The sequence below is a fragment of the Proteus vulgaris genome, from assembly GCF_016239305.1.
GTDB classification, from domain to species: Bacteria; Pseudomonadota; Gammaproteobacteria; order Enterobacterales; family Enterobacteriaceae; genus Proteus; species Proteus vulgaris_C.
In genome coordinates this window covers 95325-118613 of sequence record NZ_JAEHOQ010000002.1, presented here as the reverse complement: position 1 = coordinate 118613, position 23289 = coordinate 95325, and the positions used below count along the sequence as shown (strand labels likewise).

At 34.7% G+C, this 23289-nt stretch carries 22 protein-coding genes; 10 read left to right on the top strand and 12 right to left on the bottom strand.

Annotation, left to right across the window (positions count from 1 at the left end; genetic code table 11):
• The first annotated feature begins 67 nt into the window (after positions 1-67).
• Genes JEP40_RS02050 through fhuB form a run of 3 tightly spaced genes read left to right on the top strand, consistent with a single transcriptional unit; the run spans position 68 to position 3706 of the window.
• On the top strand, positions 68-850 hold the full coding sequence (locus JEP40_RS02050) for an ABC transporter ATP-binding protein (RefSeq protein ID WP_198622230.1): 783 nt from the start codon (positions 68-70) through the stop codon (positions 848-850).
• Positions 841-1749: an iron-siderophore ABC transporter substrate-binding protein gene (locus JEP40_RS02045; protein WP_198622229.1), complete on the top strand. Its 909-nt coding sequence runs from the start codon at positions 841-843 to the stop codon at positions 1747-1749. The genes JEP40_RS02050 and JEP40_RS02045 overlap by 10 nt, the downstream gene beginning before the upstream one ends.
• Positions 1739-3706, top strand: coding sequence for a Fe(3+)-hydroxamate ABC transporter permease FhuB (gene fhuB, locus JEP40_RS02040; RefSeq protein ID WP_198622228.1), 1968 nt, complete (start codon positions 1739-1741; stop codon positions 3704-3706). The genes JEP40_RS02045 and fhuB overlap by 11 nt, the downstream gene beginning before the upstream one ends.
• Before the next feature lie 63 nt (positions 3707-3769).
• On the opposite strand, the gene JEP40_RS02035 is transcribed toward fhuB, so the two are convergent.
• Both JEP40_RS02035 and JEP40_RS02030 read right to left on the bottom strand, forming a co-directional pair.
• On the bottom strand, positions 3770-3946 hold the full coding sequence (locus JEP40_RS02035) for a hypothetical protein (protein WP_198622227.1): 177 nt from the start codon (positions 3944-3946) through the stop codon (positions 3770-3772).
• A gap of 65 nt (positions 3947-4011) precedes the next feature.
• Positions 4012-4608: a TetR/AcrR family transcriptional regulator gene (locus tag JEP40_RS02030; protein ID WP_198622226.1), complete on the bottom strand. Its 597-nt coding sequence runs from the start codon at positions 4606-4608 to the stop codon at positions 4012-4014.
• Between the two features lie 152 nt (positions 4609-4760).
• On the opposite strand from JEP40_RS02030, the gene JEP40_RS02025 reads away from it, so the two are divergent.
• Positions 4761-6263, top strand: coding sequence for an MFS transporter (locus tag JEP40_RS02025; RefSeq protein WP_198622225.1), 1503 nt, complete (start codon positions 4761-4763; stop codon positions 6261-6263).
• 3 nt (positions 6264-6266) lie between these two features.
• Here JEP40_RS02025 and JEP40_RS02020 read toward each other — a convergent pair whose 3' ends face one another.
• Complete coding sequence (locus JEP40_RS02020; RefSeq protein WP_198622355.1) at positions 6267-7154, bottom strand: LysR family transcriptional regulator; 888 nt, start codon at positions 7152-7154, stop codon at positions 6267-6269.
• Positions 7155-7232: 78 nt separating this feature from the next.
• A complete protein-coding gene (gene accA / locus JEP40_RS02015) occupies positions 7233-8195 on the bottom strand; it encodes an acetyl-CoA carboxylase carboxyl transferase subunit alpha (protein WP_198622224.1) in 963 nt (320 codons plus the stop codon).
• Between the two features lie 303 nt (positions 8196-8498).
• Here accA and ydeE point away from each other — a divergent pair, with 303 nt between their 5' ends.
• Positions 8499-9686, top strand: coding sequence for an efflux MFS transporter YdeE (gene ydeE, locus JEP40_RS02010; protein WP_198622223.1), 1188 nt, complete (start codon positions 8499-8501; stop codon positions 9684-9686).
• Between the two features lie 189 nt (positions 9687-9875).
• Here ydeE and JEP40_RS02005 read toward each other — a convergent pair whose 3' ends face one another.
• Positions 9876-10412: a metallophosphoesterase gene (locus JEP40_RS02005; protein ID WP_072068090.1), complete on the bottom strand. Its 537-nt coding sequence runs from the start codon at positions 10410-10412 to the stop codon at positions 9876-9878.
• Positions 10413-10544: 132 nt separating this feature from the next.
• Positions 10545-11324: a helix-turn-helix domain-containing protein gene (locus tag JEP40_RS02000; RefSeq protein WP_232799124.1), complete on the bottom strand. Its 780-nt coding sequence runs from the start codon at positions 11322-11324 to the stop codon at positions 10545-10547.
• 282 nt (positions 11325-11606) lie between these two features.
• Here JEP40_RS02000 and JEP40_RS01995 point away from each other — a divergent pair, with 282 nt between their 5' ends.
• The gene (locus tag JEP40_RS01995; protein ID WP_198622221.1) at positions 11607-12161 is read left to right on the top strand and encodes a GNAT family N-acetyltransferase; all 555 of its coding nucleotides are present in this window, start codon (positions 11607-11609) and stop codon (positions 12159-12161) included.
• Between the two features lie 69 nt (positions 12162-12230).
• Here the strand turns inward: JEP40_RS01995 and JEP40_RS01990 are convergent, their stop codons facing one another.
• From JEP40_RS01990 to JEP40_RS01975, 4 genes are all read right to left on the bottom strand, one after another.
• Positions 12231-13514 (bottom strand): cystathionine gamma-synthase family protein, encoded by a 1284-nt coding sequence (locus tag JEP40_RS01990; RefSeq protein WP_198622220.1) that lies wholly within the window; start codon positions 13512-13514, stop codon positions 12231-12233.
• A gap of 281 nt (positions 13515-13795) precedes the next feature.
• On the bottom strand, positions 13796-14596 hold the full coding sequence (locus tag JEP40_RS01985) for a MetQ/NlpA family lipoprotein (RefSeq protein WP_198622219.1): 801 nt from the start codon (positions 14594-14596) through the stop codon (positions 13796-13798).
• 217 nt (positions 14597-14813) lie between these two features.
• The gene (locus JEP40_RS01980) at positions 14814-15347 is read right to left on the bottom strand and encodes a carbapenem self-resistance protein CarG family protein (protein ID WP_198622218.1); all 534 of its coding nucleotides are present in this window, start codon (positions 15345-15347) and stop codon (positions 14814-14816) included.
• 205 nt (positions 15348-15552) lie between these two features.
• Positions 15553-15930: a lysozyme inhibitor LprI family protein gene (locus JEP40_RS01975; protein ID WP_232799123.1), complete on the bottom strand. Its 378-nt coding sequence runs from the start codon at positions 15928-15930 to the stop codon at positions 15553-15555.
• A 554-nt stretch (positions 15931-16484) separates the two neighbouring features.
• Here JEP40_RS01975 and JEP40_RS01970 point away from each other — a divergent pair.
• Positions 16485-17573, top strand: a complete 1089-nt coding sequence (locus tag JEP40_RS01970) for an alpha/beta hydrolase family protein (protein WP_198622216.1) — start codon at positions 16485-16487, stop codon at positions 17571-17573.
• Between the two features lie 58 nt (positions 17574-17631).
• On the opposite strand, the gene JEP40_RS01965 is transcribed toward JEP40_RS01970, so the two are convergent.
• Positions 17632-18966, bottom strand: coding sequence for a PLP-dependent aminotransferase family protein (locus JEP40_RS01965; protein WP_198622215.1), 1335 nt, complete (start codon positions 18964-18966; stop codon positions 17632-17634).
• A gap of 177 nt (positions 18967-19143) precedes the next feature.
• Between JEP40_RS01965 and JEP40_RS01960 the strand changes: the two genes are divergently transcribed.
• The gene (locus JEP40_RS01960; RefSeq protein ID WP_198622214.1) at positions 19144-20019 is read left to right on the top strand and encodes a DMT family transporter; all 876 of its coding nucleotides are present in this window, start codon (positions 19144-19146) and stop codon (positions 20017-20019) included.
• 66 nt (positions 20020-20085) lie between these two features.
• Here JEP40_RS01960 and ddlA read toward each other — a convergent pair whose 3' ends face one another.
• Entirely contained in the window at positions 20086-21186 is a 1101-nt protein-coding gene (gene ddlA, locus JEP40_RS01955; RefSeq protein ID WP_198622213.1) for a D-alanine--D-alanine ligase, read from the bottom strand.
• A gap of 202 nt (positions 21187-21388) precedes the next feature.
• Between ddlA and JEP40_RS01950 the strand changes: the two genes are divergently transcribed.
• The gene (locus tag JEP40_RS01950; RefSeq protein ID WP_198622212.1) at positions 21389-21835 is read left to right on the top strand and encodes a helix-turn-helix domain-containing protein; all 447 of its coding nucleotides are present in this window, start codon (positions 21389-21391) and stop codon (positions 21833-21835) included.
• 120 nt (positions 21836-21955) lie between these two features.
• Positions 21956-23137, top strand: coding sequence for an MFS transporter (locus tag JEP40_RS01945; RefSeq protein WP_198622211.1), 1182 nt, complete (start codon positions 21956-21958; stop codon positions 23135-23137).
• The last annotated feature ends 152 nt before the right edge of the window (positions 23138-23289 follow it).

Below are 23289 nucleotides of genomic sequence, written 5' to 3'. Positions count from 1 at the left end.
TCTTATTCTCCCATTTATTATTCATCGTACAATAAATGGGAGAATATTATTTTATAAATGAGTGACCATGTTTGAACTCTCAAATATTCAAATGGATCGCGGTGGACGTACTATTTTATCAATCCCATCACTGCGTATTTCAGATTCTGGATTGACTATTGTGCTCGGCCATAATGGCTCAGGTAAATCGACCTTAGTCAGTTTATTATCTGGTCAGCAAGCACCTGATAGTGGAAATATCACACTAAATAATTGCAATATCTCACACTATAAACCTCGTGATCTAGCTAAACAGATAGCCTTTCTTCCTCAAAAACTTCCTGCTTCTGCGGGGTTAACAGTAAGAGAATTAGTACGTTTAGGTCGCTTTCCTTGGCGTGGAACATTAGGCCGTTGGAATAAAAAAGATGATGAAATAATCACAACGGCAATGGAAAAAGCGGGAGTGCTTCCCTTTGCAGACACTCTAGCCGATGATTTATCTGGTGGTGAACGTCAACGTGCATGGGTTGCAATGTTACTGGCTCAACAATCACCTATTTTAATTTTAGATGAACCAACATCCGCTTTAGATATACATCATCAATATCAACTAATGGAACTCTTAAGTGAGTTAAATCAAACTCAACACGTTGGTATTATCGTTATTTTGCATGATCTTAACCTTGCCTTGCGTTATGCCACTCATATTATCGCCCTTAAAAAAGGGAAAATTGCATTTGAAGGTGAAGCTTCACTACTTTTTGATGAAGATCGGCTTTCTGTACTTTATGAAACCCCCATTAAGCTGATTGAACACCCTGATAATAAAGGTTCACAACAACATAAGGTGGCGGTGGTATGCGTGTAATATTACAAAAAATAATTAGTTCACTGTCTCTTTGTCTAGTTATTTTATTTATCACTCCCATTGTTAATGCTGCGCAAAATAACAATAAAATACCGCAACGTATTATTGTTTTAGATTGGGATTTACTAGAGCAAATATTAACACTTGATGTTATTCCTGTAGGGGCAACTGAAATTACTGGGTATAACCAATGGGTAGCTCACCCTGTTGCTCCAAATATTATTGAAGAAGTGGGTATGCGGGCAGAGCCTAATTTAGAAAAAATGGCATCATTAAAGCCAGATCTTATTTTAGCATCAAGTTCACAACAAGATTTATTGCCTGTATTAAAAACCATTGCCCCTGTCGTATACCTGCCTAATTTCTCTCGCCAAGATAATGCTGCAGAAGTTGCTTTGGCGCATTTTAATACCCTAGCCTCTATTTTAGGAAAAACAGCGCTTGCACAACAAAAGTTGGCGGAGATGGACAGCTCTTTTGCACAGTTAAAGTGTAAGTTACAGCAAGCATTTATTACGTTACCTGAAGTGGAAGTGATCCGTTTTTCTACATTAACGTCTGTTTTTTTGTACACCGAAAATTCAACAACTGAATATGTAGTCAATAAGTTGGGTCTAAAATCTGCCATATCATTACCTCCTCAACCTTGGGGAATTGATCAGAGAAGAATGAATATATTGCAGCATATTAAACAAGGCTACGTCCTTTATATGTTGCCATTTCCCGATGAAAGTAAACTGCAAAAATCCGTGCTATGGCAAGCCATGCCATTTGTGCAGAATGGGCATTTTCATTCAGTGAAACCGGTATGGAATTATGGTGGAGTAACATCATTAACGTTAATGGCAGAAGCCATTACAGAAAGTTTATTAGATATGGCACCGAATAATGAACATTAAGCAATTTACTTTCTATTTTTTGGCAATCATCTTATTAAGCATTACTAGCTTACAAATTGATAATTCTCTTTCATTATCTCGCCAATGGTATTTGCTGGGACATATAGACATAAATACCCTATTTGCCGATGTTTTTTTTATTCATGCACAATTACCTCGTTTAGCTATGACACTGCTGATTGGTGGAATTTTCGGTGTTGTCGGTAGCTTAATGCAACAATTAACACAAAATAACCTGACATCACCGTTAACATTAGGGACTTCATCAGGAGCTTGGTTAGCTTTAGTTATTGTTAATATCTGGTTTACAGATTGGGTTGCTGATCACAGCGCATTCGCTGCAACAATGGGGGCATTATTCGCCTTCTTTCTGGTGATTATTATTGCAGGTATTCGCAATATGACCGGCTTACCCCTTGTTGTTTCCGGTATGGTGGTGAATATTTTATTAGGTGCGATTGCAACCGCATTAGTGACGTTAAATTCTCAATTCGCCCAGAATATATTTATGTGGGGGGCGGGAGATCTCACTCAAGATGGTTGGGAAACGTTTTTTTGGTTATTACCTCGAATTACACCTATTTTATTTATTTTTATGTTTGCACCTCGTATTCTCACTTTATTGCGTTTAGGGCATGAAGGCGCGACGGCTCGAGGACTGTCTGTTTTACCCACATTTGCATTTTTTATTATATTAAGTACTTGGCTAGTTTCTGTGTCAATTACTGTTGTTGGCGTCATTAGCTTTATCGGATTACTTGCACCTAATATTGTCAGAACATTAGGTGCAAGAACGGCTCGTCAAGAGCTTATTGCCAGTGGCCTAATGGGAATATGTTTATTACTTATTACAGATAGCTTAGCAATATGGATTGGTCAGTGGCTTAATACAGTTATTCCAAGTGGGGTGACAGCCGCAGCTATTGGAGCACCTGCATTAATTTGGTTTAGTCGAAAGAGAATGAGAGCTCAAGATCAGCTTTCTATCTCTATTCATTCTAAGATCAAAACAGTATCAACATATACTGTGATGGGAATATTTGTATTATTAATACTTGGATTAGCTCTTACACTTTTTATTCATATTAATGAGCATCAATGGTTTTGGGAAATACCATCTGTTTACCAATGGGCATTACGCTTTCCTCGCTTATTAGCCGCTTTATTTGCAGGTATTGCACTGGCCATTGCTGGCGTTATTTTACAACGTTTAATCTATAATCCATTAGCTAGTCCAGATATCTTAGGGGTTTCATCCGGCGCCACTTTCGCATTAGTTTTTTCTAGCTTAATTTTAGGAAGCACTTTACAAACATCACAGTGGGGAATTGCATTATTAGGTAGCTGTATTGTGATGATTGTTCTATTAATCTTAGGAAAAAAACACCAATATGCGCCAGCTAGCCTGATATTAACGGGTATTGCATTAACCGCGAGTTTAGAAGCTTTTATTCAATTTTTCTTAGCGAAAGGCTCATTAAGTAGCTATAAAATATTACTGTGGTTATCAGGCTCGACTTATCGTGTTAACAGTGAACAGGCTCTCTATTTTGCATTCGCAATCACATTAATTGTAGGAGGCGTCTTTTTATTAACACGCTGGCTAGCATTAATATCAATAGGTCGAAGTTTTGCCTCAGCTCGTGGATTACACACGGAGCACGCAAGTATTATTTTATTAATCATCGTTTCACTATTATGTGCCTTAGTGACTTCAACAGTAGGCCCTATTGCCTTTATTGGCTTAGTTGCTCCTCATATGGCAGTTTTACTTGGTGCTCAAAAAATTAAATCACAATTAATGGTTTCAGGGTTAATTGGTGGAACCTTAATGGTTTGGGCTGATTGGCTTGGACAAATATTTATTTATCCCGCACAAATTGCCGCAGGAACTTTAGTGGCTATTTTAGGTGGTAGCTATTTCCTTTGCTTAATGTTGTTAAATCGTAGCCGTTGATTTGAAAAGCCTAAGATATTGGTGTTATTTTTGCTGATATGCTTAGGCTTTGAGCGTGATTAATTATGGATAGCTTTTGCTGTTTTTACGATTAATGCGTTGATAACCTAAAAATGCGATTAACATTACTAAAGCACTTGCTCCAATTGCAATCCATACGCCAGATTGAACACCAGAGTAATTTGGATGTTTTATTAAATAGCCTACGTACCTCAAAATAGTAAAAAATAACGAGGCCATTAATAGGTTTCGTTATTTTACATTAAAAGCGGATCTTTAATGTGACATTGTCACAATATGAGGTTTTACTTTAGCAACTGGGTAAATTGTTGATATAACATATAACCTAGTGTTTTTGCGGTATATTCTTCACTATGACCTAAATTATCTACAGCAGCATGCATACCATGATAAATCAATGTACTGGTTAATTCAGGCTGTGTAACGTGCCACGTTTTATTTTCAGTTCCTGCAATTAACAATGTCTGTATTTGTTGTAATGCTCTATTTTCATGAATATTACTGCTTTGATGAAAAACTTGATGAAAAAGCATATCGTGTAATTGTTGTTTTTCAACATAAGCAATCACACTAATTTCACACCACTGTTTTAATTTTTTACGGTGATTTTGCTGTGAACAGGCATTCATCGCACTCTCTATTTTATCCAAGTACCAATCCATATAGCGAGTTCTTAAAGCATCAAGAACATCTGTTTTGGCAGAAAAATAGTGATAGTAGGTTCCTTTGGCTACCCCGGCCTTTTTTACGATATCGCTCACGGTTGTTGCATCAAAGCCTTTATCCAAAAACAATGTTTCTGCTGCATTCATTAACTCTTCTAAACGAACCTCTGCGGGTTTTGTTCTTGGCTTATCTGTAGTTTGTTCTTCTAATGACATTGCTTATCTCCCTCAAAATCGCTTGTAAAGAGTACTCTATATTAAAGCGAGCCACAATGATGATAAATGAAACTCATTATCAATATTAATTGACCGACGGTCAGTCGAGTATTATTATGCCATTATTATTTATCATTAAGGCAATAAAGCTTATGACTTATTTAAAACGATTGTCACTTATCTGTGCCATTTGCTTAGGCACTTTTATGGCAACACTTGATATTAGTATTGTGAATGTAGCATTACCCACTATTCAAAATGATATCCATGCTGATATGGCAACCTTACAGTGGATTGTCGATGCTTATGCGCTTTGTTTATCAGCCTGTATTTTGTCATCTGGCCCTTTAAGTGATCGCTTTGGGCGAAAAAAAGTATGGTTATGGGGCGTGATTATTTTTACGGTGGGATCTGTGATCTGTGCTATTGCACAGCAACATGAAGTGCTTATTTTAGGTCGTATTATTCAAGGTATTGCTGCCGCTGCACTTATTCCTGGTGCTTTGTCTTTAATTACACATGCTTTTCCTATTGATATTGAGCGCGTCCGTATTATAGGTATTTGGTCTTCTGTCAGTGCGCTATCACTGATTATTGGCCCTATTTTAGGAGGGATATTAGTTCATACCAGCGGTTGGGCAAGTATATTCCTTATTAATATTCCTATTGGAATAATTACTGTATTACTAGGTTGGTATGGATTAAGTGAAAGCGCTGATCCTGAAAATGTAGCACTAGATCCTTTTGGTCAATTAACCAGTATGTTGGGGCTGGGGTTGCTGACTTATGGTTTAATTGAAGCCGGAACAGTAGGTTGGTCGCATTATCGGACTTTATCAACATTGATTATAGGCGTTATATTCCTCGTCCTTTTTTTAATGATAGAAAAACGTGTTAAACGCCCTTTATTACCTCTTACTTTATTTAAAGATCGTGCATTTTTTCAATATAACCTTTCTTCTTTCACTTTGGGTTTTGCCACTTATAGTAATGTTTTTTTTATTGCCTTTTTTCTGCAAAAAGCACAAGGCTGGAGTGCGTTAGAAACAGGTTGGCGAATGGCGCCTGAATTTATTGCAATGGCCCTATTTTCAATGTCTTTTGGTCGTTTATCTGCATATTTTTCAGTCAGAAAATTAATGATTTGTGGTTTCTTGTTTATTGCTATTTCCTCTTGTTTATTAGCGACATTGGCAACAAATAGCCACTATGGAATAACTGGAAGTTATCTATTTGTATTAGGTGCTGGGATGGGATTATCAACACCTGCAATTGGTGCGCTAGTGATGAAAAGTGTTTCACCATTTCGTTCTGGTATGGCGTCTGCAACCATGAATGCATTAAGACAAACAGGAATGACAATGGGGATTGCTTTACTAGGCACATTAATGGTGCAACAAGCAATCCATTATATGGCTATTCAAAGTCAGGTATTAGGAATATCTGTAAGCTATATCGATATTGTCAGTCTGGTAACTGAAAATACGACGGGCAATTTAGACAAAGGTGTCGTCACTCTGTTACCCGAGGCATTTAATTCAGGATTTGCTTATGCAATTGCAACGGCTGGGATCTCATGTTTTGTCACTCTATTTATCGTGTTATTTCCTTTTAAAACAAAACATAGCGCACTTTCCCAGCAAATAACGGATTAATATTTATAAACGTTGAGTGAGAAATTCAAGAAAAGATTCAATATTGCGAGAAAGCGTACTACGACTTGCATATATTGCGATTAAATTAATACTTGCGGGCTGTTGAGGAAACTCAATAGCTCGCAATTCCCCTGTTTTAATTGCATCAAAACAACAATGTTCAGCCAAAATAGCAAATCCTAATCCTTTTAATACGGCAGCTCTCGCCAATATGGCACTATTTACTCGATAGTGGCTATTTATAGTAACTTTTATTGGTTTTTTATGTTCATCAATAAATATCCATGGTTGCCCTTCTAGTGCGCTTAAACTAGAAATACAAGGCATTTGACTTAATTGTTCGATATGAGTTGGAACACCTGTTTTTTCTAACAACTCATTAGAGGCAACAACAATACTGCGCCACGATTTAATTAAACGTGAGTGATAACTGCTGTCTGCTAGATTTCCACGATGAAAAGTTAATAGTAAATCCATATCATCATCGATGATATTTCTTGGCATTAATTGGGTATCACATTGAATAAGTAAATTAGGATGAAGAACTGCAAAATCAGCCAAAATATCAGCAAGTAGCTCACTGCCATATTCACTTGGAATAGTTAAGCGGAATGTTCCTGTTAATGGGCCATCACTGGTGATATTGCTTACAACATTGTCTAACTCAGTTAAGGCTTTCTTTCCTTGTTGATAGAGTAATTTACCTTGTTCAGTAAGGCGCATCTTTCGAGTTGTTCTATCAATAAGTTTACAATTGAGTTGCTGTTCAAGCTGTTTAATTGCACGACTGATATTTGAAGTAGGCATCGATAATAGCCGAGCAGCAGCGGCAAATTGTCCTTGCTCAGCAACGGCAGAAAAAATACGTAATAAATTAAGATCGATTTGCATAAATAATTCACTGCCTACTGTATTTCTATTGCTTAATATAGGCAGTGTATCACTCATTTTCTTTTCTCTCGTTAATAATTAGCAGTAACCGTGAGACATGAGCTTTTGATAACGTTTATCCAAAAGCTCCTCGGTTGAATAGCTTTTTAATAAGGCTAAGTCAGTTAATAACTGTTGTTTAAGAAATTCAGCAGCTTGTTCATGATCACGATGAGCTCCACCTAGTGGCTCTGGAATAATAGCGTCGATAATACCTAATGATTGTAATTTAGGTGCTGTCATTCCCATGGTTTCTGCCGCTATTGGCGCTTTATCAGAACTTTTCCATAAAATAGAAGCACACCCTTCTGGTGAAATTGCTGCATAAGTGCTGTATTGCAACATATTAACTTTATCACCAACACCAATTGCTAGCGCACCTCCAGAAAATCCTTCACCAGTAATAGTGCAAATAATCGGTGTTTTTAATCGTGACATTTCAAGAATATTACGAGCGATAGCTTCTGCTTGTCCTCTTTCTTCAGCACCAACACCAGGATAAGCACCCGCGGAATCAATAAAAATAATAACCGGTAGATGAAAACGTTCAGCCATTTTCATTAAACGTAATGCTTTTCTATAACCTTCAGGTGATGGCATACCAAAATTGCGAAGAATTTTCTCTTTTGTATCACGTCCTTTTTGTTGCCCAATTACCATGACGGGCATTTTGTCTAAACGCGCTAAACCCGCAACAATCGCTTTATCATCGGCATAAGCTCTATCACCCGCTAACTCCTGAAAATCAGTAAAAATCGCTTTAATATAGTCAAGGGTATATGGACGCATGGGATGACGAGCAAGTTGCACAATTTCCCAAGCACCTAAATCAGTAAAAATAGATTTAGTCAGCGAAAGGCTTTTTTGCCTTAAACGTGCGATCTCTTCATCTAAATTAATACCAGTGGGTTCATCTTGGGATTGCTTAAAGGTAAGCAATGCATCTATTTTTTCGTCTAATTCAACAATAGGTTTTTCAAACTCAAGATGAATAAAAGACATAACGACCTCAGATTTAATGCAGTAAATAAAACAGTAATTGGTCCAGTTTAGAAAAAATAACGGTATGGTGATAGATAAGAATTTGATAAATACTATTATCAAAAATGGGATAATTAAATCTTACTACAAGATCAGCAAGAAAAAAGACAAGATCAAAAAGAGCTTTTTCTCGGACTTTAAGCTATACAGTAATTACTAAGTCATGTATTAATATACAGTGCGATTTTGTTCTTTTTGCACCTGTAAAAATCGCGCAAATTATAAAACACTCCATAAAATACAAATAATTAGAATAAAGATAATATGTTCTCAAAAAAAACACGATCAACAACTGCACTGCTATTTTCATCACTTCTTCTTACAATAGGAAGAGGTGCAACATTACCATTTATGGCGATCTATTTATCGCGGGAATATCAATTACCTGTTGATGATATCGGTATTGCCATGTCTATTGCATTAACAACTGGTATTTTTTTCAGCCTTGGCTTTGGGATGCTTGCTGATAAATTTGAGAAAAAACGTTATATGTTGCTATCTATTATAACGTTTATCTTTGGATTTGCTGCAATACCTATGGTTCACAGCACTGTTCTAGTGATTATCTTTTTCTCGGTCATTAACTGCTCTTATTTAGTGTTTTCAACCGTGTTAAAAGCCTATTTTTCTGAAACTTTGTCGGTTTCAGCGAAACCTAAAATATTCTCGCTAAACTATACCTTTATTAATATGGGGTGGACGGTTGGCCCACCTATTGGCACCTTATTATTAATGTATGGAACACAATTACCCTTCTGGCTTGCTGCTATTTCTGCCAGTGTTCCACTTTTTATGATCCAACTATTTGTTCAACGTTCTAAAGCGATAAATATAGGTGAAGAAAATAGTGTGAAATGGGATCCGAAAATAATGCTAAAAGATAGAGCATTAAGTTGGTTTGTGCTCTCGACTTTTTTTGGCACTTTAACATTTGGTTCTTTTGCATCATGTATTTCGCAATATATCTTAGTGGTTTATGACGCTAAATTAGCGGAGTCCGTTATTGCTGTTGTATTACCTGTAAACGCTGCTATTGTCGTTTCTTTGCAATATATTGTGGGTAAGCATGTTACAGCCGACAGATTGCGTAAATTAATGACCTTAGGCACGTTATTTTTTATGATCGGCTTACTTGGCTTTATGTTTGCTGGCGATAACTTAATATTTTGGGCATTAGCTATTGCCGTCTTTACTCTGGGTGAGTTAATTTATGCGCCCGGTGAGTATATGATGATTGATAACATTGCACCGTTAGGAATGAAAGCAAGTTATTTTTCTGCACAGTCATTAGGCTGGTTAGGCGCAGCACTAAATCCATTAGCCAGTGGTTTTATTTTAACGTCATTCCCTCCTATTTCTTTGTTTGCTATTTTAATGGTCGTTTCTGCATTAGCTTGGTTTTGTATGATCCAAGGAATGAATGCGAGTAAAAAAAGAGCGATTGCACTTTAATTTCTGTAAACTTCATAAACTAAAAAGACACCTTAAAGGTGTCTTTTTTATGGTTTGTAGGTGACTTATATTGTCTCTACTTTTTTCTGCAATAGATTAAGTAAGGCATATTTCTTCTCAACCTTGAGTTCTATGGTTAGTTAATGCCATACACTATTGAATTTTAAATAAAAATATTGAAAAATAAAACTATTTCGATGTTCTTTTGAGTATTGTTTCAATGCTAATTGGGAAGAAATCGTTGACATCGACACCGACATTAATTGCATTTTTTCCTAAAACATCTAAGCGCTTACGTTGAGTTGGATCTTTTTGTGAATTGTGCACATGACCATATAAATGAATGGCGTCACGGAAAAAACCACCCCATTCTAATATAGGGTAATGAAACATCACAATTTTTCGTTTTTTATAATCCAATTCAAAGTAGTCTTTCACCCATTCAAATACTGATGCGTCAAATTCCGGATCATCGAGAAATTTGTCATGATTTCCACGGATAAGGTATTTTTTACCGTTTAACCGACGTAAAATTCGGTTCGCATCTTGTCCAGTTCCTCGATAGAGAAAATCACCTAAAATATAGATTTCGTCATGATCAGATACATAAGCGTTCCAATTATGGATTAACGTATCATTCATATGGCTTACACTATTGAAAGGACGATCACAAAGATTGAGGATATTTGAATGGCAAAAATGTGTATCAGAAGTAAAATAAATCATAGTAATTTCTTAATAAGTAATAAAAATATTAACCTTAAGAAAATATTTTCCCTCGGTTTGTATAGTGATATTTTTTTAACATAATTACCTCCTTTAATTAAAAATAGAACAATAAATACAATATCATCTGTTTTATTGTCGTTGATGTTGTTTACGGTAACCAGATAAAGAATAACCAGTCTCTCTTTTAAAATATCGGCATAAATAAGAGGGATCATCAAAATGAAGCTTTATTGATACCTCATTTACTGAAAGCGAAGTGTGCATTAATAATGCTTTTATTTCAAGAATAACTTGACGATTAATCAAGGTCTTAGGCGAATCATTAAAAAATTGTTTTGTTATTTGTGATAAATAAAATGGCGTAATATTAAGACAATTTGCATAAAAAGCAACTTCCCTATGCTTTAAACAATGTTTTCCAATTAACTCCCAAAATTGCCAACAAAGCTTTTCTTTACGGCTAAATTCTTTTTTAGCGATAGAAAAATGTGTTGGTATTGATTCTGTGATCGCAAAGAAGAGATTTTGTAGGTGGTTTTTTAACATCAGTTTTCGATGTTCAGTATAGTGATTATCTATATATTTTAGTTGTTCTATCCATCTATTTAAGGCCGCTTTTTGTTCATTTTTTGGGAAACAAATGGGATTTTCATGGAGAAAGGCAAATAAAGTATTAGAAAGAGAATAAGCAATTTCTGAAGCAAAAGATTTATCGAGAAAACAATAAAATAAGCGAAAATTTACTGATTTTTGGCTCAAAACGGTCATCATATCATCGCCTAAAATAAGAATATGATTCGCTTTGATCACCTGTTTCTGAAAACCAATATTGATTACAGCCCTTCCTTCTAAGCAAACCATGACCACTATGTAGGACAATGGTAATGGATAATTAATTTCATTTGCCATACTGCTTTCACCCACAATGGCGTGTTGCGATGAGGTATTCAGTTGTGACAATACTTGGCTTAACATAAATCTATCGCCCTCTTTTTATTCTAATCTAATAGTTTTTATATTTGACGATATTAAACTTAATAACAAGTATTTCCTTTTATTTAGTTTTCAAAAGTACTGATTTTACCTCTTTTATGCCATTTGGTTTTTTATTTCTTTTCTTTAGAATGCACATACCTTAAAAACGTAAGATAAATCATAACGTATTGATAAAAAATAAGAAAAGTGATTAAAATGAGAATATTAAAAACAGAAAGACTTATACTACGGCCATGGAAACTCTCTGATGCACCAAGCCTGTATGAATACGCGAAAGATAAACGAGTTGGCCCTATTGCTGGTTGGCCAATTCATAAAAGTGTTGAAGAAAGTGCTGAAATAATTCGTACTATATTTATGCGAGATGAAGTTTATGCTGTTACATTAATTGATGATGATCGCGCTATCGGCTTAGTGGGTTTATCTTTTGCTAACGAGAGTAATTTCCCAATAGGTGATAATGATGCTGAAGTCTCTTATTGGATTGGAGTTCCGTTTTGGGGGAAAGGTTTAATTCCTGAAGCGGTGAGAGAAATTAGCCGGCATAGCTTTGAAACATTGGAATTAGATAGTTTATGGTGTGGATACTTCGCTGATAACAAGAAGTCACAAAAAGCACAAGAAAAATGTGGATTTAAATTTCATCATGTTATTGAAGAGCAATACGCAGAATTTTTAGATGAAGTGAAAGTTGAAAATATTTGTCGCTTAACTAAAGATGAATGGGTTGAAAACCAAAAACAGATGTAATGAAAATAAAACACCAGGTAACCGGTTGTTATCTGGTGTTTTTCCAATATAGACAGGCTAATCGTCTAATTAAGCGTTTGCTAATGCTTGAGATAAATCAGCAATTAAATCTTGCGGATTTTCAATACCAATAGATAAACGAATTGTAGAGTCTTGAATACCAATATTATGACGTAATGAGATCGGTACGCCAGAATGAGTTGTTGAACCAGGATGACAGGCTAAAGATTCTGTTCCCCCCAGACTAACTGCAAGTTTAAAAATTCTCATAGCATTAAGAAAACGGAAAGCTTCACTTTCTCCACCCACAATATCAAATGAGAATGTTGAACCGGCACCTGTACATTGTTTTGCAAATACTTGGCCTTCAACGGAGTTTTTATCCGCAAACGGCAAATAGTGAATGGTTTTTACTTTTTCATGATCACGTAGAAACTCTGCAACTAATAAAGCGTTCTGGTTCGCTTTTTCCATTCTAATTTGTAATGTTTCTAAAGAGCGACCAAGCATCCAACAAGAATGCGGATCAAGTTGTGTTCCTATTGCACCTCTTAGTAATCGGATTTGATTAATAAGTTCACGAGAGCCCATTGCTGCACCGGCAACTAAATCCGAATGACCACCAACATATTTAGTCAAAGAATAAACAGAAATATCCGCACCTTGCTCAATTGGGTGCTGATAAACTGGGCCAAGTAATGTGTTATCACAAACAATAATGGGACGATAGCCCTGCTTTTCTTCTAGTTTATCAGCAACAATTTTTAATGCGTTAATATCGACTAATGAATTAGTTGGGTTTGCAGGTGTTTCTGCAAAAATAACGGCAACACGCCCTTTTTGACTAGCGTTATCGGCTTGCTCTTGGATCAAAGAAAGGTTTAAGCCGTCAGTAAATGGAGTGGCTTGAATACCAAATTTAGCCAGTGTTTTTGCAATTAATGTCTCTGTTCCACCATAAAGAGGTTGAGAATGTAAAATGACATCACCAGGCTGAGTTAAGGCCATTAATGTCGTGGTGATTGCAGACATACCTGAAGAGAATAATACACAAGATTGTGTATTTTCATAAACAGCAAGTCTATCTTCAACAATTTCACTATTGGGCTGATTAAAGCGAGAATAAACCAAGCCTGCTTTTTCACCTTCAGGTAAAGGTTTTCTTCCGCTCACTGTATCAAAGAAAGCTTTGCCTTCTTCTGCACTTTTAAAAATAAAGGTAGATGTTAAAAATACAGGTGGCTTTACCGAACCTTCAGAAAGCAATGGATCATACCCATAACTCATCATAAGTGTTTCAGGTGATAGTTTGTGTTCACCGATATATTGTTTTTTTAGTTGAGAGTCAGCCATTTTTTTATTTCTTCTGTGTAATGGAGGATGAGTTATCATACTGAAAAAAATTCATGTTGTTAGAATGTTTTATAAAGTATAAAAACTAGCGGTTATATAAAAATAGCGAAATTAGGAATAAAAATAAGGTTTAATAATGAAATGATAAGAATTGAGTGATCTTTAGACAAGAAAATACACCGAAGAAGAGAGAATTATTCTAGGGAAAAAGAGCAATTAAGGTAGAAAAATAATGAGAACTTAAAGATAAAAAGAACTCTCTCTATCTTTAAGTTAGGACGTTACCATGCTCTTACTGCATCACCTTTATACATTTCTTTAAACTTCAACTCGATTTGTCGTGAGTGAAGCACTGAAATCAGCTTTTTTATATTTTCATCATCTTTGTTATCTTCGCGGGTTACGATAACATTGGCATAAGGGGAATTTTTATTTTCTAGAATTAACCCATCACGAGTTGCAATTAACCCAATTTGAGACGAAAAATTATTATTAATAATCGCCATTGTAATTACTGGATCATTTAATGCTTCAGTGAGCTGTGGCGTATCGACTTCAATAAACCTAATTTCTTTAGGGTTATAGATAATGTCATCTAATGTTGGGGTGAAGCCAACGTTCTCATTGAGAGTAATAAGATGGTTTTCTGCTAATAATAAAAGTGCTCGACCTTTCATACTGGCTTCATTTGAGATGGCAACGAGAGATCCTGATTGTAATTCATTTATATCGCTAATTTTTTTAGAGTATGCTGCTAAAGGAAAAATATAGGTTTTACCCACGATATGAAATTTATAACTATTTTCTTTCATCTGTGTTTGAAGGTAAGGAATGGATTGAAATACATTCGCATCTACTTCTTTATTATTTAATGCTTTATTAGGGAGTACATAATCATTAAAAGCGATAACTTCAACGTCTAACCCTTCTGTTAATTTCGCTAAACGAATAACTTCATCCCAAATCACTTGATCAGGTCCTGTATTAATTGCCACCTTTACCTTATGTGTATCTTCTTGTGAACAAGACACGGTAAATAGTGATATTGAGGCTAGAAGTAAACCCGTGATAATCTCCTTCATATCTCCCTCTTAAACAGCCCCCGATAAGAACAACACTATTAATATCATTTTGATTAAGAAATATCCTAACAGTAGATTAATAACAAGGAACAAGAAATGATACAAGTACTCAATGAATATAAACAAAGGAATATTCTTTGTATTCTTACAATTCATTGTTTTATAAAATAAAAAATAACACATCAGAATGTGATGTATTTGTTAGCAACTTGTAGATTTATTCATTAATAATTTTATTTATACAAGCATCAGAATATGAATCTTCAACGCTAAGATAAGATAATTCAGTGACGCAATAAGTATTAAACTGCCATTTAAACTGAATTTCATCCCCCAGTTTCTTTTCTGATATTTCATAACTAGAAAAACGAATAGGCGTTGGCTGTTGTAAATTATTTCCTATTTTTTCAGCACTTAATAACACAACTCGACCCTTTTTTTCAATGAATTCGAAATCAGAAATAGTGATATCAGTACCTTTAATCTTATTGTTGTAAAGACTTAACGAATTAGAATATATGGATGGGACAATATACACTTTTTGATCGCTGCTTTTGATATAAACAGTAGCCATATCAAAAGATGATGAGTCATTTAATGATCGTCGAGACTTAACTACAACATCAGGAACACCGTCACCATTAAAATCGATAAGATTTACTCCATATTCGAGTTTAATTTCAGATGATGTTGAAGTAAAAGGTAATGATGCAAAAAGTAATCCTAGCCCAAGTTTTAATCTCTTATTCATTGTATTCGCTTCTTTTTTTGCTTATTACTTGAGCATCAGACTACTTTGTGGCAATGATTAGTCAAGGCATTTTGTGTTTCAAAATAATACAGAAGTTACAATTATATCACTTATGAAATATTTCTATGCTAATGACCTTACTTATTCGACCATTATAAAATGATTTGTTTTTTATTTTCTATTCTTTTAAGGATTAATTTTTTATTTAATATAAAGCAATGTAATTTTTAAGATCATTAATTCTTTCTTTCGTTTTATCTTTTAGGCAACTGCTATATACCATTGGCGCTAAACTACCACCTTGATAATAGTCAGCTTCATACTGACAAGAGAGATCTCTAAAATTAATCCATACTAACTGTGCTTGCTTTAATTGCTCTTTTCTAGTGCTATCTAACTTGGCATAATATTGCTGATAAATGTGGTTAAGTTCTTCATCTTTTTGCTGAAAATCTTGATGTACACATTGGTTTATTTCAGTTTGTGTTGCTGCATTTCGGCAATCAAAGTTATCTGCTTGTAAATGTATAGACCAAAAGAGTATACCGCCAGATATTACACTTAATAGAATAAGTTTTTTCATCGCACCGTCCATTTTTTGATTAAAAATATCGCTAAAGATATTTATTTCACTCCTTTAGTATTTAATTTAAAGGATGAGGATAAAGTAAAGTCTTTATCATTTTAGCAATACTTCTCATATAACAATTACGTGAAGACAACACAAAATCTCTCTATTTAAGATAATCTAAATAAGATAAAAGCATTAACATCTAGTAATTATACTGATATTTTTTTAGAAAAAATATTTATTTAAAACAAATTAAAAAAAATAATAACTTAATATCTTTTCTCTTTAACAAGAAATATTATTTGAAAAAATATTAAGCGAAATAGAGGTCATATTCTATTGTTTGTTTTTTTCCATTGGATCATTTTTATTAAAAATATCTAATTAATTTCACTTCAACAAGCTACTCATCTTACCTGTTCCCATTTAAGCAAGTTTTAATAAAACTAGCTCAATTAATTAGACTATTCAGTCTAATTAATGCATATTATTTAATACAATCATAAATGGTTTATTTATAATACTCACGGGTCTATACCCATGGCCCATGGCGGATTTTTCAGAATATGAAAAAATATTTCAGATCAATTTGGTCTTATTTAGGACTTATCACACTTATTCTTGTGATTATCATTAGTGGTGGTCAGTATTTTGACTTTGAATTAGATGATAATACATCAACCATAATACCGATTAGTTTTGTTTCTAAAACAGGTACTTTATCTGGTACATTAATTTTGCCTAACCATAACAATATAAAAGCAGTTGCTATTCTTGTTCATGGCGATGGTGCCCAAGATCGCTTTTCTAATAGTGGATATTTACCATTAATTAATAGCTTAGTAGATGCTGGTATTGGTGTTTATACGTGGGATAAAGCTGGTGTAGGAGAAAGCCAAGGAAATTGGTTACTTCAATCTATGCAAGATAGAGCGGATGAAGCACAAGTAGCATTACATGTTATTCAAAAAAAATTTATCTATACAGAGATTAAAGTTGGTTATTTGGGTTTTTCACAGGCTGGATGGGTTATTCCTATTGCAGCGACGCAATCTAAACCTGATTTTTCCGTTATTATTGGCGGTGCTGTAAACTGGCGAGATCAAGGTGCTTATTATCATCAAGTACGTTTAAAAGCCGACAATATTGATGATAATGAAATTACCCGAAGGGTCTCAGAGCAATTGCAACAAAACGATCGTGTGTTTGGCGTCAATGGGAGTCATGATATTTCAGCTCAGGGAGATATGTCTGATAATCGCTTCTATTTTGTTATTCAAAACTATTTGAGTGATTCATCTAAAGATTTACCTCATATGCATGGGCGAGTACTGGCTATGTTTGGTGAGTTAGATCTTAATGTTGATGCGCCAAAAAATGCATGTTTATATCGAATATTATTGGAAAATCATGTTGATAAAACAGTCACTCTATTTCCCAATGCTTCTCATGGTTTATTAAAGGCACCTTTCTTTAATTACCAATTAGATAATCAATGGCCTTGGTGGAAACAGATGCTTTTTATTTATCAGGGGCGGGATAGTTACTCCCCAGATGTTTTAAACTACTTAACATCATGGATCACTGAAGAGACAACAATACCTTCTGATTACATTGATTTTAAATGTGAAAATATCAGTTTAGAATTAAGATAAAATGTAGATAACATCTAAAGACTAAGCGTTTTTTTAGGTGCTATCTAATTAGTAACATTTATAAATCAATGTGATATTTAATGATATCCCTTATTTTTATTAACGCATCACGTAATAAATTAATTTCAACTGAAGCTAATGCGATACGAATAGCATGAGGAATATGGGGCGTAGTGGCATAAGGCTCAGCGGTGGCGACAGATATTTGTAATTGATGCAAGGAAGCGACAATTTTATCAGCCCTAACTTCTTCTGGTAATGGGATCCATAAAAAGTAAGAAATGGGATGATGAATATAAGCTATTCCTTCAAAGATTTCGCTGACGATTTTTTGCCGTTGCTGTGCATCTTTGCGTAATAATCGTTCTAATTTATCAACAACGCCCTCTTTAATCCATTGACAGACAATTGATGTCATCAGTGCTGGCGTATTCCATGTTGTCACCCGCATTGCTCGTTCTAATAATGGAATTGAATTCGTTGGTGCGACAATAAAACCGACTCTTAACCCTGATGCAATATTTTTAGAAAACCCTGAAATGTAAAAGGTAATCTCTGGCGCTAAGGTCACAATGGGAGCCGGCGATTTTTGAACTAAGAAAGCGTAAGTGGCATCTTCAATGATAATAAAGTGGTACTTTCGCGCTAAAGCAATTAAGTGTTGTCGTTGTTGTAATGTTAATACCCACCCCATTGGATTATGCAGTGTAGGAATACAATAAAGTGCGCGAACTGCTCGCTTCTTGCATAATTCCTCCAATTTTTCTAAATCAGGACCTAATGGTGTTATCGGAATAGGTAATATTTCCAAATGATGAGCTAATGCCGCTAATTTAAATCCAGGATAGCTTAATGCATCAACAGCAACGACATCACCTGGTTTTAATACACCTAATAATGTAATTGCAATACCCTGTTGTGCACCGTTAGTGATAATAATATTTTCAGGTTCAACTGTGATTTTTTTATTTTTAAGATATTGCGAAAACACTGTTTTATCGTGTAATTTGCCACTATGTGGTTGATAGCGGAGTAATGATTCAATTTCACCAGAAGTCGATAATCTTTTTAGCTCAGAGCGTAATAATTCAGCTTGAATAGGTAATGATGGATAATTGAAATTTAGATCCAACATATCTGTTGCCGCTGGATTTTCTATTCCATGATTGCTGGGTAATGATAATTCACGAACAAATGTTCCTCTCCCTGTTTCACCAATCACTAATCCCATATTTTCTAATTCGGCATAAACACGACTTGCGGTGGCTAATGACATTTTATGTTCTGTTGCTAAATGTCGATGTGTCGGCAACTGCATGCCTGGTAATAGTTTTCCTATACGTATTTCATGTGCCAATTTATCAACTAAAGATTTATAACGAGGTTGAACCATAGAAATTGTATCCATGACAATTATTTGATTGTCATGATTGTGGCCCATAAGATAGCGCTCAGCAAGTACATTATAGATACAATTATTTTTAATAAATTTTATCTCTCCACTTCTATGTAAGAAGTATAATTAATTGTTTTTCAATGAGAATTAATCATAATAATTATGGAATATCGTATGCAACAAATAAAACAAAAAACGCAAACTAATGGTTGGATAAATGGCTTTATTGGTATGCTAATTTTTAGTGGATCGTTACCTGCTACAAAAGCAGCAGTATTAGGTTTTGAACCTTTATTTCTAACAGCCGCAAGAGCTAGTATTGCTGGATTATTATCTTTATTGATGTTGTTGTTATATAAAGAAAAATTACCCGTGTTTAAGCAATGGGTTTCATTAACAATCGTTTCATTAGGTGTCGTGGTAGGTTTTCCTCTGTTAACCGCTATTGCATTACAAGAGATAACATCAGCACATTCCCTCGTTTTTCTTGCTTTATTACCATTATCTACCGCAATTTTTGCTGTAATACGTGGTGGTGAAAAGCCTCGTCCTATTTTTTGGCTTTTTTCTATTGTTGGCAGTTTATTAGTTATGGGATATGCCCTTTCTCAAGGTGGGGCATCATCCATCAATGCTGATTTATTAATGATAGCATCAGTAATTGTTTGTGGTTTAGGTTACGCAGAAGGCGCAACATTAACGAAACAGCTAGGTGGTTGGCAAGTTATCTGTTGGGCGTTAATCGTATCATTGCCTCCAATGCTTATTCTTAGCTTTATTCTCATGCCAGAAGAGTTAACAAAAATTAGCCTTTCTGCATGGGCCGGTTTAGGTTATGTCTCACTTTTTAGTATGTTGATAGGTTTTATATTTTGGTACAAAGGATTATCGCAAGGTGGGATCGCAGCAGTAGGACAGCTTCAATTATTACAGCCTTTCTTTGGATTAGGTTTAGCTGCCGTATTACTTCATGAATCTGTCAATTTGTTGATGTTGCTAGTAACCGTTGGCGTTATTTTTTGTGTTGCAGGTTCACGAAAATACGCTTAATTAATATCAATCTCTAAAAGCTAAAAAACACGCTAAATAAAAATATTTAGCGTGTTTTCATTTTAATTAAAGCTCACACTTCGTTTTCAAAGTAGCCGTTTTTTTATGGTGATCCAGTGCTAACTCAATTAATTTAGTAATTAACGACTGATAACCTAAACCAGCACTTTGCCATAATTTTGGATACATACTGATATTTGTAAACCCTGGCAATGTGTTTATTTCATTAATTACAACTCGGTTATCTTGAGTTAAGAATACATCAACACGAGCCATACCTAAGCAGTTAAGAACGCGGTATGCTTTTAATGCCACTTGGCGAATATGTAAGCTAGTGTCTTCGTTCATTACTGCTGGAACAACGACTTTCGCGCCGTCGTCATCAATGTATTTTGTGTTATAGGCATAAAAGGCATCGTTTAAGACTATCTCGCCACAAGGGCTGACCTCAGGATTTTCGTTACCTAAAACTGCACACTCGATTTCACGACCCACAATAGCGCTTTCAACAATCACTTTAAGATCATACTCAAACGCCATTGCTAATGCTGCATTAAATTCTTCTTCATTATTAACTTTGCTTATTCCTACAGAAGAACCTAGATTTGCAGGCTTAATAAATAAAGGAAGTCCTAATTGACGAACCATCTCGTTGTAAGGAATATCATTAATTTGATGCGCCATGATCGTAATAAACGGTGCGACCGCTAATCCAGCACCATCAAGAAGGCGTTTAGTAATGTCTTTATCCATACAAGCAGCGGAACTCATGATATTTGGGCCAACATACGGTATATCAATCATGTGTAATAAACCTTGCAATGTACCATCTTCGCCATAAGCGCCATGGACAATTGGAAATACGACATCAATTTGAGGAAGCGCTTTACCGTCTTCTAAAGAAATGAATTGATTTTTTTCACTACCTGGAATAATTGCAACTGCTCTTAACGGTTTGCTTAATGAGATAGTTTTAGGATTATCGCTATTGAGTAGATAGTCAGCTTCTGAATATTCATGCCACTGCCCTTGTTCATTAATACCGATTAAGCAAAGGTCGAATTTCGTTCGATCTAATTCATTAATAATATTTTTTGCTGATTGTAATGAAACTTGATGTTCTGTGGATTTTCCACCAAAAATAATAGCGACTCTTAATTTACTCATTTTCTAACCTTTTATAGGACAGCTATAGCGAATGAGTAGCAATATATCATGATAAAAACCCCCAATGTAGGTAGATAGTTCTTATCTGCAAAAAATTACGATAAAATGATGAAATTCTATGATTTAGAGTGTAAAAACATCACTCCTTCAAGAGATAACAGCTCAATAACGATAACAATGCTATTCGCATAAGGTAAACGCCATGTCTGGTATAAAACAATCGATTGAAATGGATATTACCGAAGTCTCGAAAGCCACAGGACTCGCCTCTTCAGCGATCCGTTATTATGAGAAAAAAGGACTTATTTATTCAATAGGACGAAAAGGACTTAAACGTGTCTATCATCGAGATGTACTAAGTCGTTTAGCATTAATTTCTTTGGCACAACAAGCGCATTTTTCTTTAGATGAGATAGCCCAACTTAGTACTAATCAAAAAATTCTTGTTATTGATAGAAATATTGTTCATTTAAAAATTGAAGAAATTGATAATAAGATCAATGAACTTAAACGTCTTAAAAAAGGTTTAGAGCATATTCAAGTTTGCCCTGAAGAAAATCATTTTCAATGTAGCCGATTTCAAAAAATCTTAGCGCTAAGCTTAAAAAAGAACAAGAAACGTATGAATAAAAAAATAACGATAAAGTAAGCTTTGCTATAAATAGCCACTCCCAATTCTCACCATTTTTGATACCACTTGACTTAAAGTTAACTTTAAGTTGTAAGATGCCTATCTCTTAAATTTATTATTGTATTAATGGAGATATTTATGCCTAAATCAGTATGGTGGTTGGCATTTTCTTTGGCACTTTTTACAACAGGAAATGCATTGGTACTTTCTGTTGCTGTTCTTGTGGGAGAGCAACTGGCTAAAGATCCCATCTATTCTACAGTTCCTTTATTAAGCCAATATATTGGGATAATTACCGCAAGCATTCCAATGGCACATTTTATGATGAAATACTCACGTAAAGCCGGTTTTATTATTGGCAGTATAGGTGGGTTGATTGGCGCATTATTATCTATTACAGGTATTTATTATCATAATTTAATGCTGTTTTCATTCGGCACTTATTTTACTGGAATAGCGATTGGTACAGCACAGCAATATCGCTTTGCTGCGCTTGAAGAAGCGCCTATTAACATGCATGCGAGAGCAATTGGGTTAGTAATGAGTGGAGGTATTGTAGCGGCAATTATTGGACCAACTTTAGCTGTAGCAACACGCCAGTTTTTTGCAGATTATCCATTTATTGGGCCATTTACTGCATTGAGTATAATTTACATTTTAGCCTTTGCCTTGTTATTAAAAATCCCTTTAAAAAGTGGAATGAAATCAAAAACTCAATCTAATGAAAAATTAAGAAGTTATTATCAATTATACAGTCAGCCATTATTGTTTTTAGTAACTATTGTTAGTGCATTAGGTTATGGTGTTGTCGTGTATATGGTTGGTGCTATTCCGCTGTCTATGAAACAAAATGGTTTTGAATTTGCCTCGATTGCTTTTGTATTTCAATGTCATATTTTAGGTATGTTTGCCCCCTCCTTTATTACTGGGCAACTTATTCATCGATTTGGCGTTAAAGTTTTCTTTTTTACTGCAATACTATTATTAATCATAGCGTTAAGTATCAATTTACACGGTAATACTTTTTACCATTACCTTATTAGTTTTGTTTTAATTGGTATTTCATGGAATTTAAATTTGATTAGCTCCACTCATTTATTGTCTAAGACTTATTTATCTCACGAGCGAGCAAAAGTTCAAGGAACTAACGACTTTTTAGTTTTTTCCTTTGGTGCGCTAGGAAGTATCACCGGTGGTGTTACCTTTTATTTAATCGGTTGGCAAAATACCAATCTTGTCGGTATTGCAATTGCTGTTAGCATTTTATTGTCTGCAATCAAATTGAGGAAATACTTGCCTATGGCGGTATTAATAAAATAATTTTTTAAAATCATATTGTTACATTTTGTTATTAAAAAACCGAATAAAAAGCACTCTATTTACTCATAATTAGCTGAAGCCCGCTTAATAGTGGGTTTTCACACGAAATAACATGTTTTATCTTCGCTATTAGATTGCATATAAGAAATCTA

What these genes read in the sequence shown, in the direction of transcription:
- JEP40_RS02025 (WP_198622225.1), top strand. Translation starts at nt 4,761, where the DNA reads ATGACTTATTTAAAACGATTGTCACTTATCTGTGCCATTTGCTTAGGC.
- JEP40_RS01980 (WP_198622218.1), bottom strand. Translation starts at nt 15,347, where the DNA reads ATGAATAAGAGATTAAAACTTGGGCTAGGATTACTTTTTGCATCATTA.
- JEP40_RS01995 (WP_198622221.1), top strand. Translation starts at nt 11,607, where the DNA reads ATGAGAATATTAAAAACAGAAAGACTTATACTACGGCCATGGAAACTC.
- JEP40_RS01945 (WP_198622211.1), top strand. Translation starts at nt 21,956, where the DNA reads ATGCCTAAATCAGTATGGTGGTTGGCATTTTCTTTGGCACTTTTTACA.
- accA (WP_198622224.1), bottom strand. Translation starts at nt 8,195, where the DNA reads ATGTCTTTTATTCATCTTGAGTTTGAAAAACCTATTGTTGAATTAGAC.
- JEP40_RS02030 (WP_198622226.1), bottom strand. Translation starts at nt 4,608, where the DNA reads ATGTCATTAGAAGAACAAACTACAGATAAGCCAAGAACAAAACCCGCA.
- fhuB (WP_198622228.1), top strand. Translation starts at nt 1,739, where the DNA reads ATGAACATTAAGCAATTTACTTTCTATTTTTTGGCAATCATCTTATTA.
- JEP40_RS01985 (WP_198622219.1), bottom strand. Translation starts at nt 14,596, where the DNA reads ATGAAGGAGATTATCACGGGTTTACTTCTAGCCTCAATATCACTATTT.
- JEP40_RS02000 (WP_232799124.1), bottom strand. Translation starts at nt 11,324, where the DNA reads ATGGCAAATGAAATTAATTATCCATTACCATTGTCCTACATAGTGGTC.
- ddlA (WP_198622213.1), bottom strand. Translation starts at nt 21,186, where the DNA reads ATGAGTAAATTAAGAGTCGCTATTATTTTTGGTGGAAAATCCACAGAA.
- JEP40_RS01970 (WP_198622216.1), top strand. Translation starts at nt 16,485, where the DNA reads ATGAAAAAATATTTCAGATCAATTTGGTCTTATTTAGGACTTATCACA.
- JEP40_RS02020 (WP_198622355.1), bottom strand. Translation starts at nt 7,154, where the DNA reads ATGCAAATCGATCTTAATTTATTACGTATTTTTTCTGCCGTTGCTGAG.
- ydeE (WP_198622223.1), top strand. Translation starts at nt 8,499, where the DNA reads ATGTTCTCAAAAAAAACACGATCAACAACTGCACTGCTATTTTCATCA.
- JEP40_RS02005 (WP_072068090.1), bottom strand. Translation starts at nt 10,412, where the DNA reads ATGATTTATTTTACTTCTGATACACATTTTTGCCATTCAAATATCCTC.
- JEP40_RS01950 (WP_198622212.1), top strand. Translation starts at nt 21,389, where the DNA reads ATGTCTGGTATAAAACAATCGATTGAAATGGATATTACCGAAGTCTCG.
- JEP40_RS01990 (WP_198622220.1), bottom strand. Translation starts at nt 13,514, where the DNA reads ATGGCTGACTCTCAACTAAAAAAACAATATATCGGTGAACACAAACTA.
- JEP40_RS02045 (WP_198622229.1), top strand. Translation starts at nt 841, where the DNA reads ATGCGTGTAATATTACAAAAAATAATTAGTTCACTGTCTCTTTGTCTA.
- JEP40_RS02050 (WP_198622230.1), top strand. Translation starts at nt 68, where the DNA reads ATGTTTGAACTCTCAAATATTCAAATGGATCGCGGTGGACGTACTATT.
- JEP40_RS01965 (WP_198622215.1), bottom strand. Translation starts at nt 18,966, where the DNA reads ATGGTTCAACCTCGTTATAAATCTTTAGTTGATAAATTGGCACATGAA.
- JEP40_RS02035 (WP_198622227.1), bottom strand. Translation starts at nt 3,946, where the DNA reads ATGGCCTCGTTATTTTTTACTATTTTGAGGTACGTAGGCTATTTAATA.
- JEP40_RS01960 (WP_198622214.1), top strand. Translation starts at nt 19,144, where the DNA reads ATGCAACAAATAAAACAAAAAACGCAAACTAATGGTTGGATAAATGGC.
- JEP40_RS01975 (WP_232799123.1), bottom strand. Translation starts at nt 15,930, where the DNA reads ATGAAAAAACTTATTCTATTAAGTGTAATATCTGGCGGTATACTCTTT.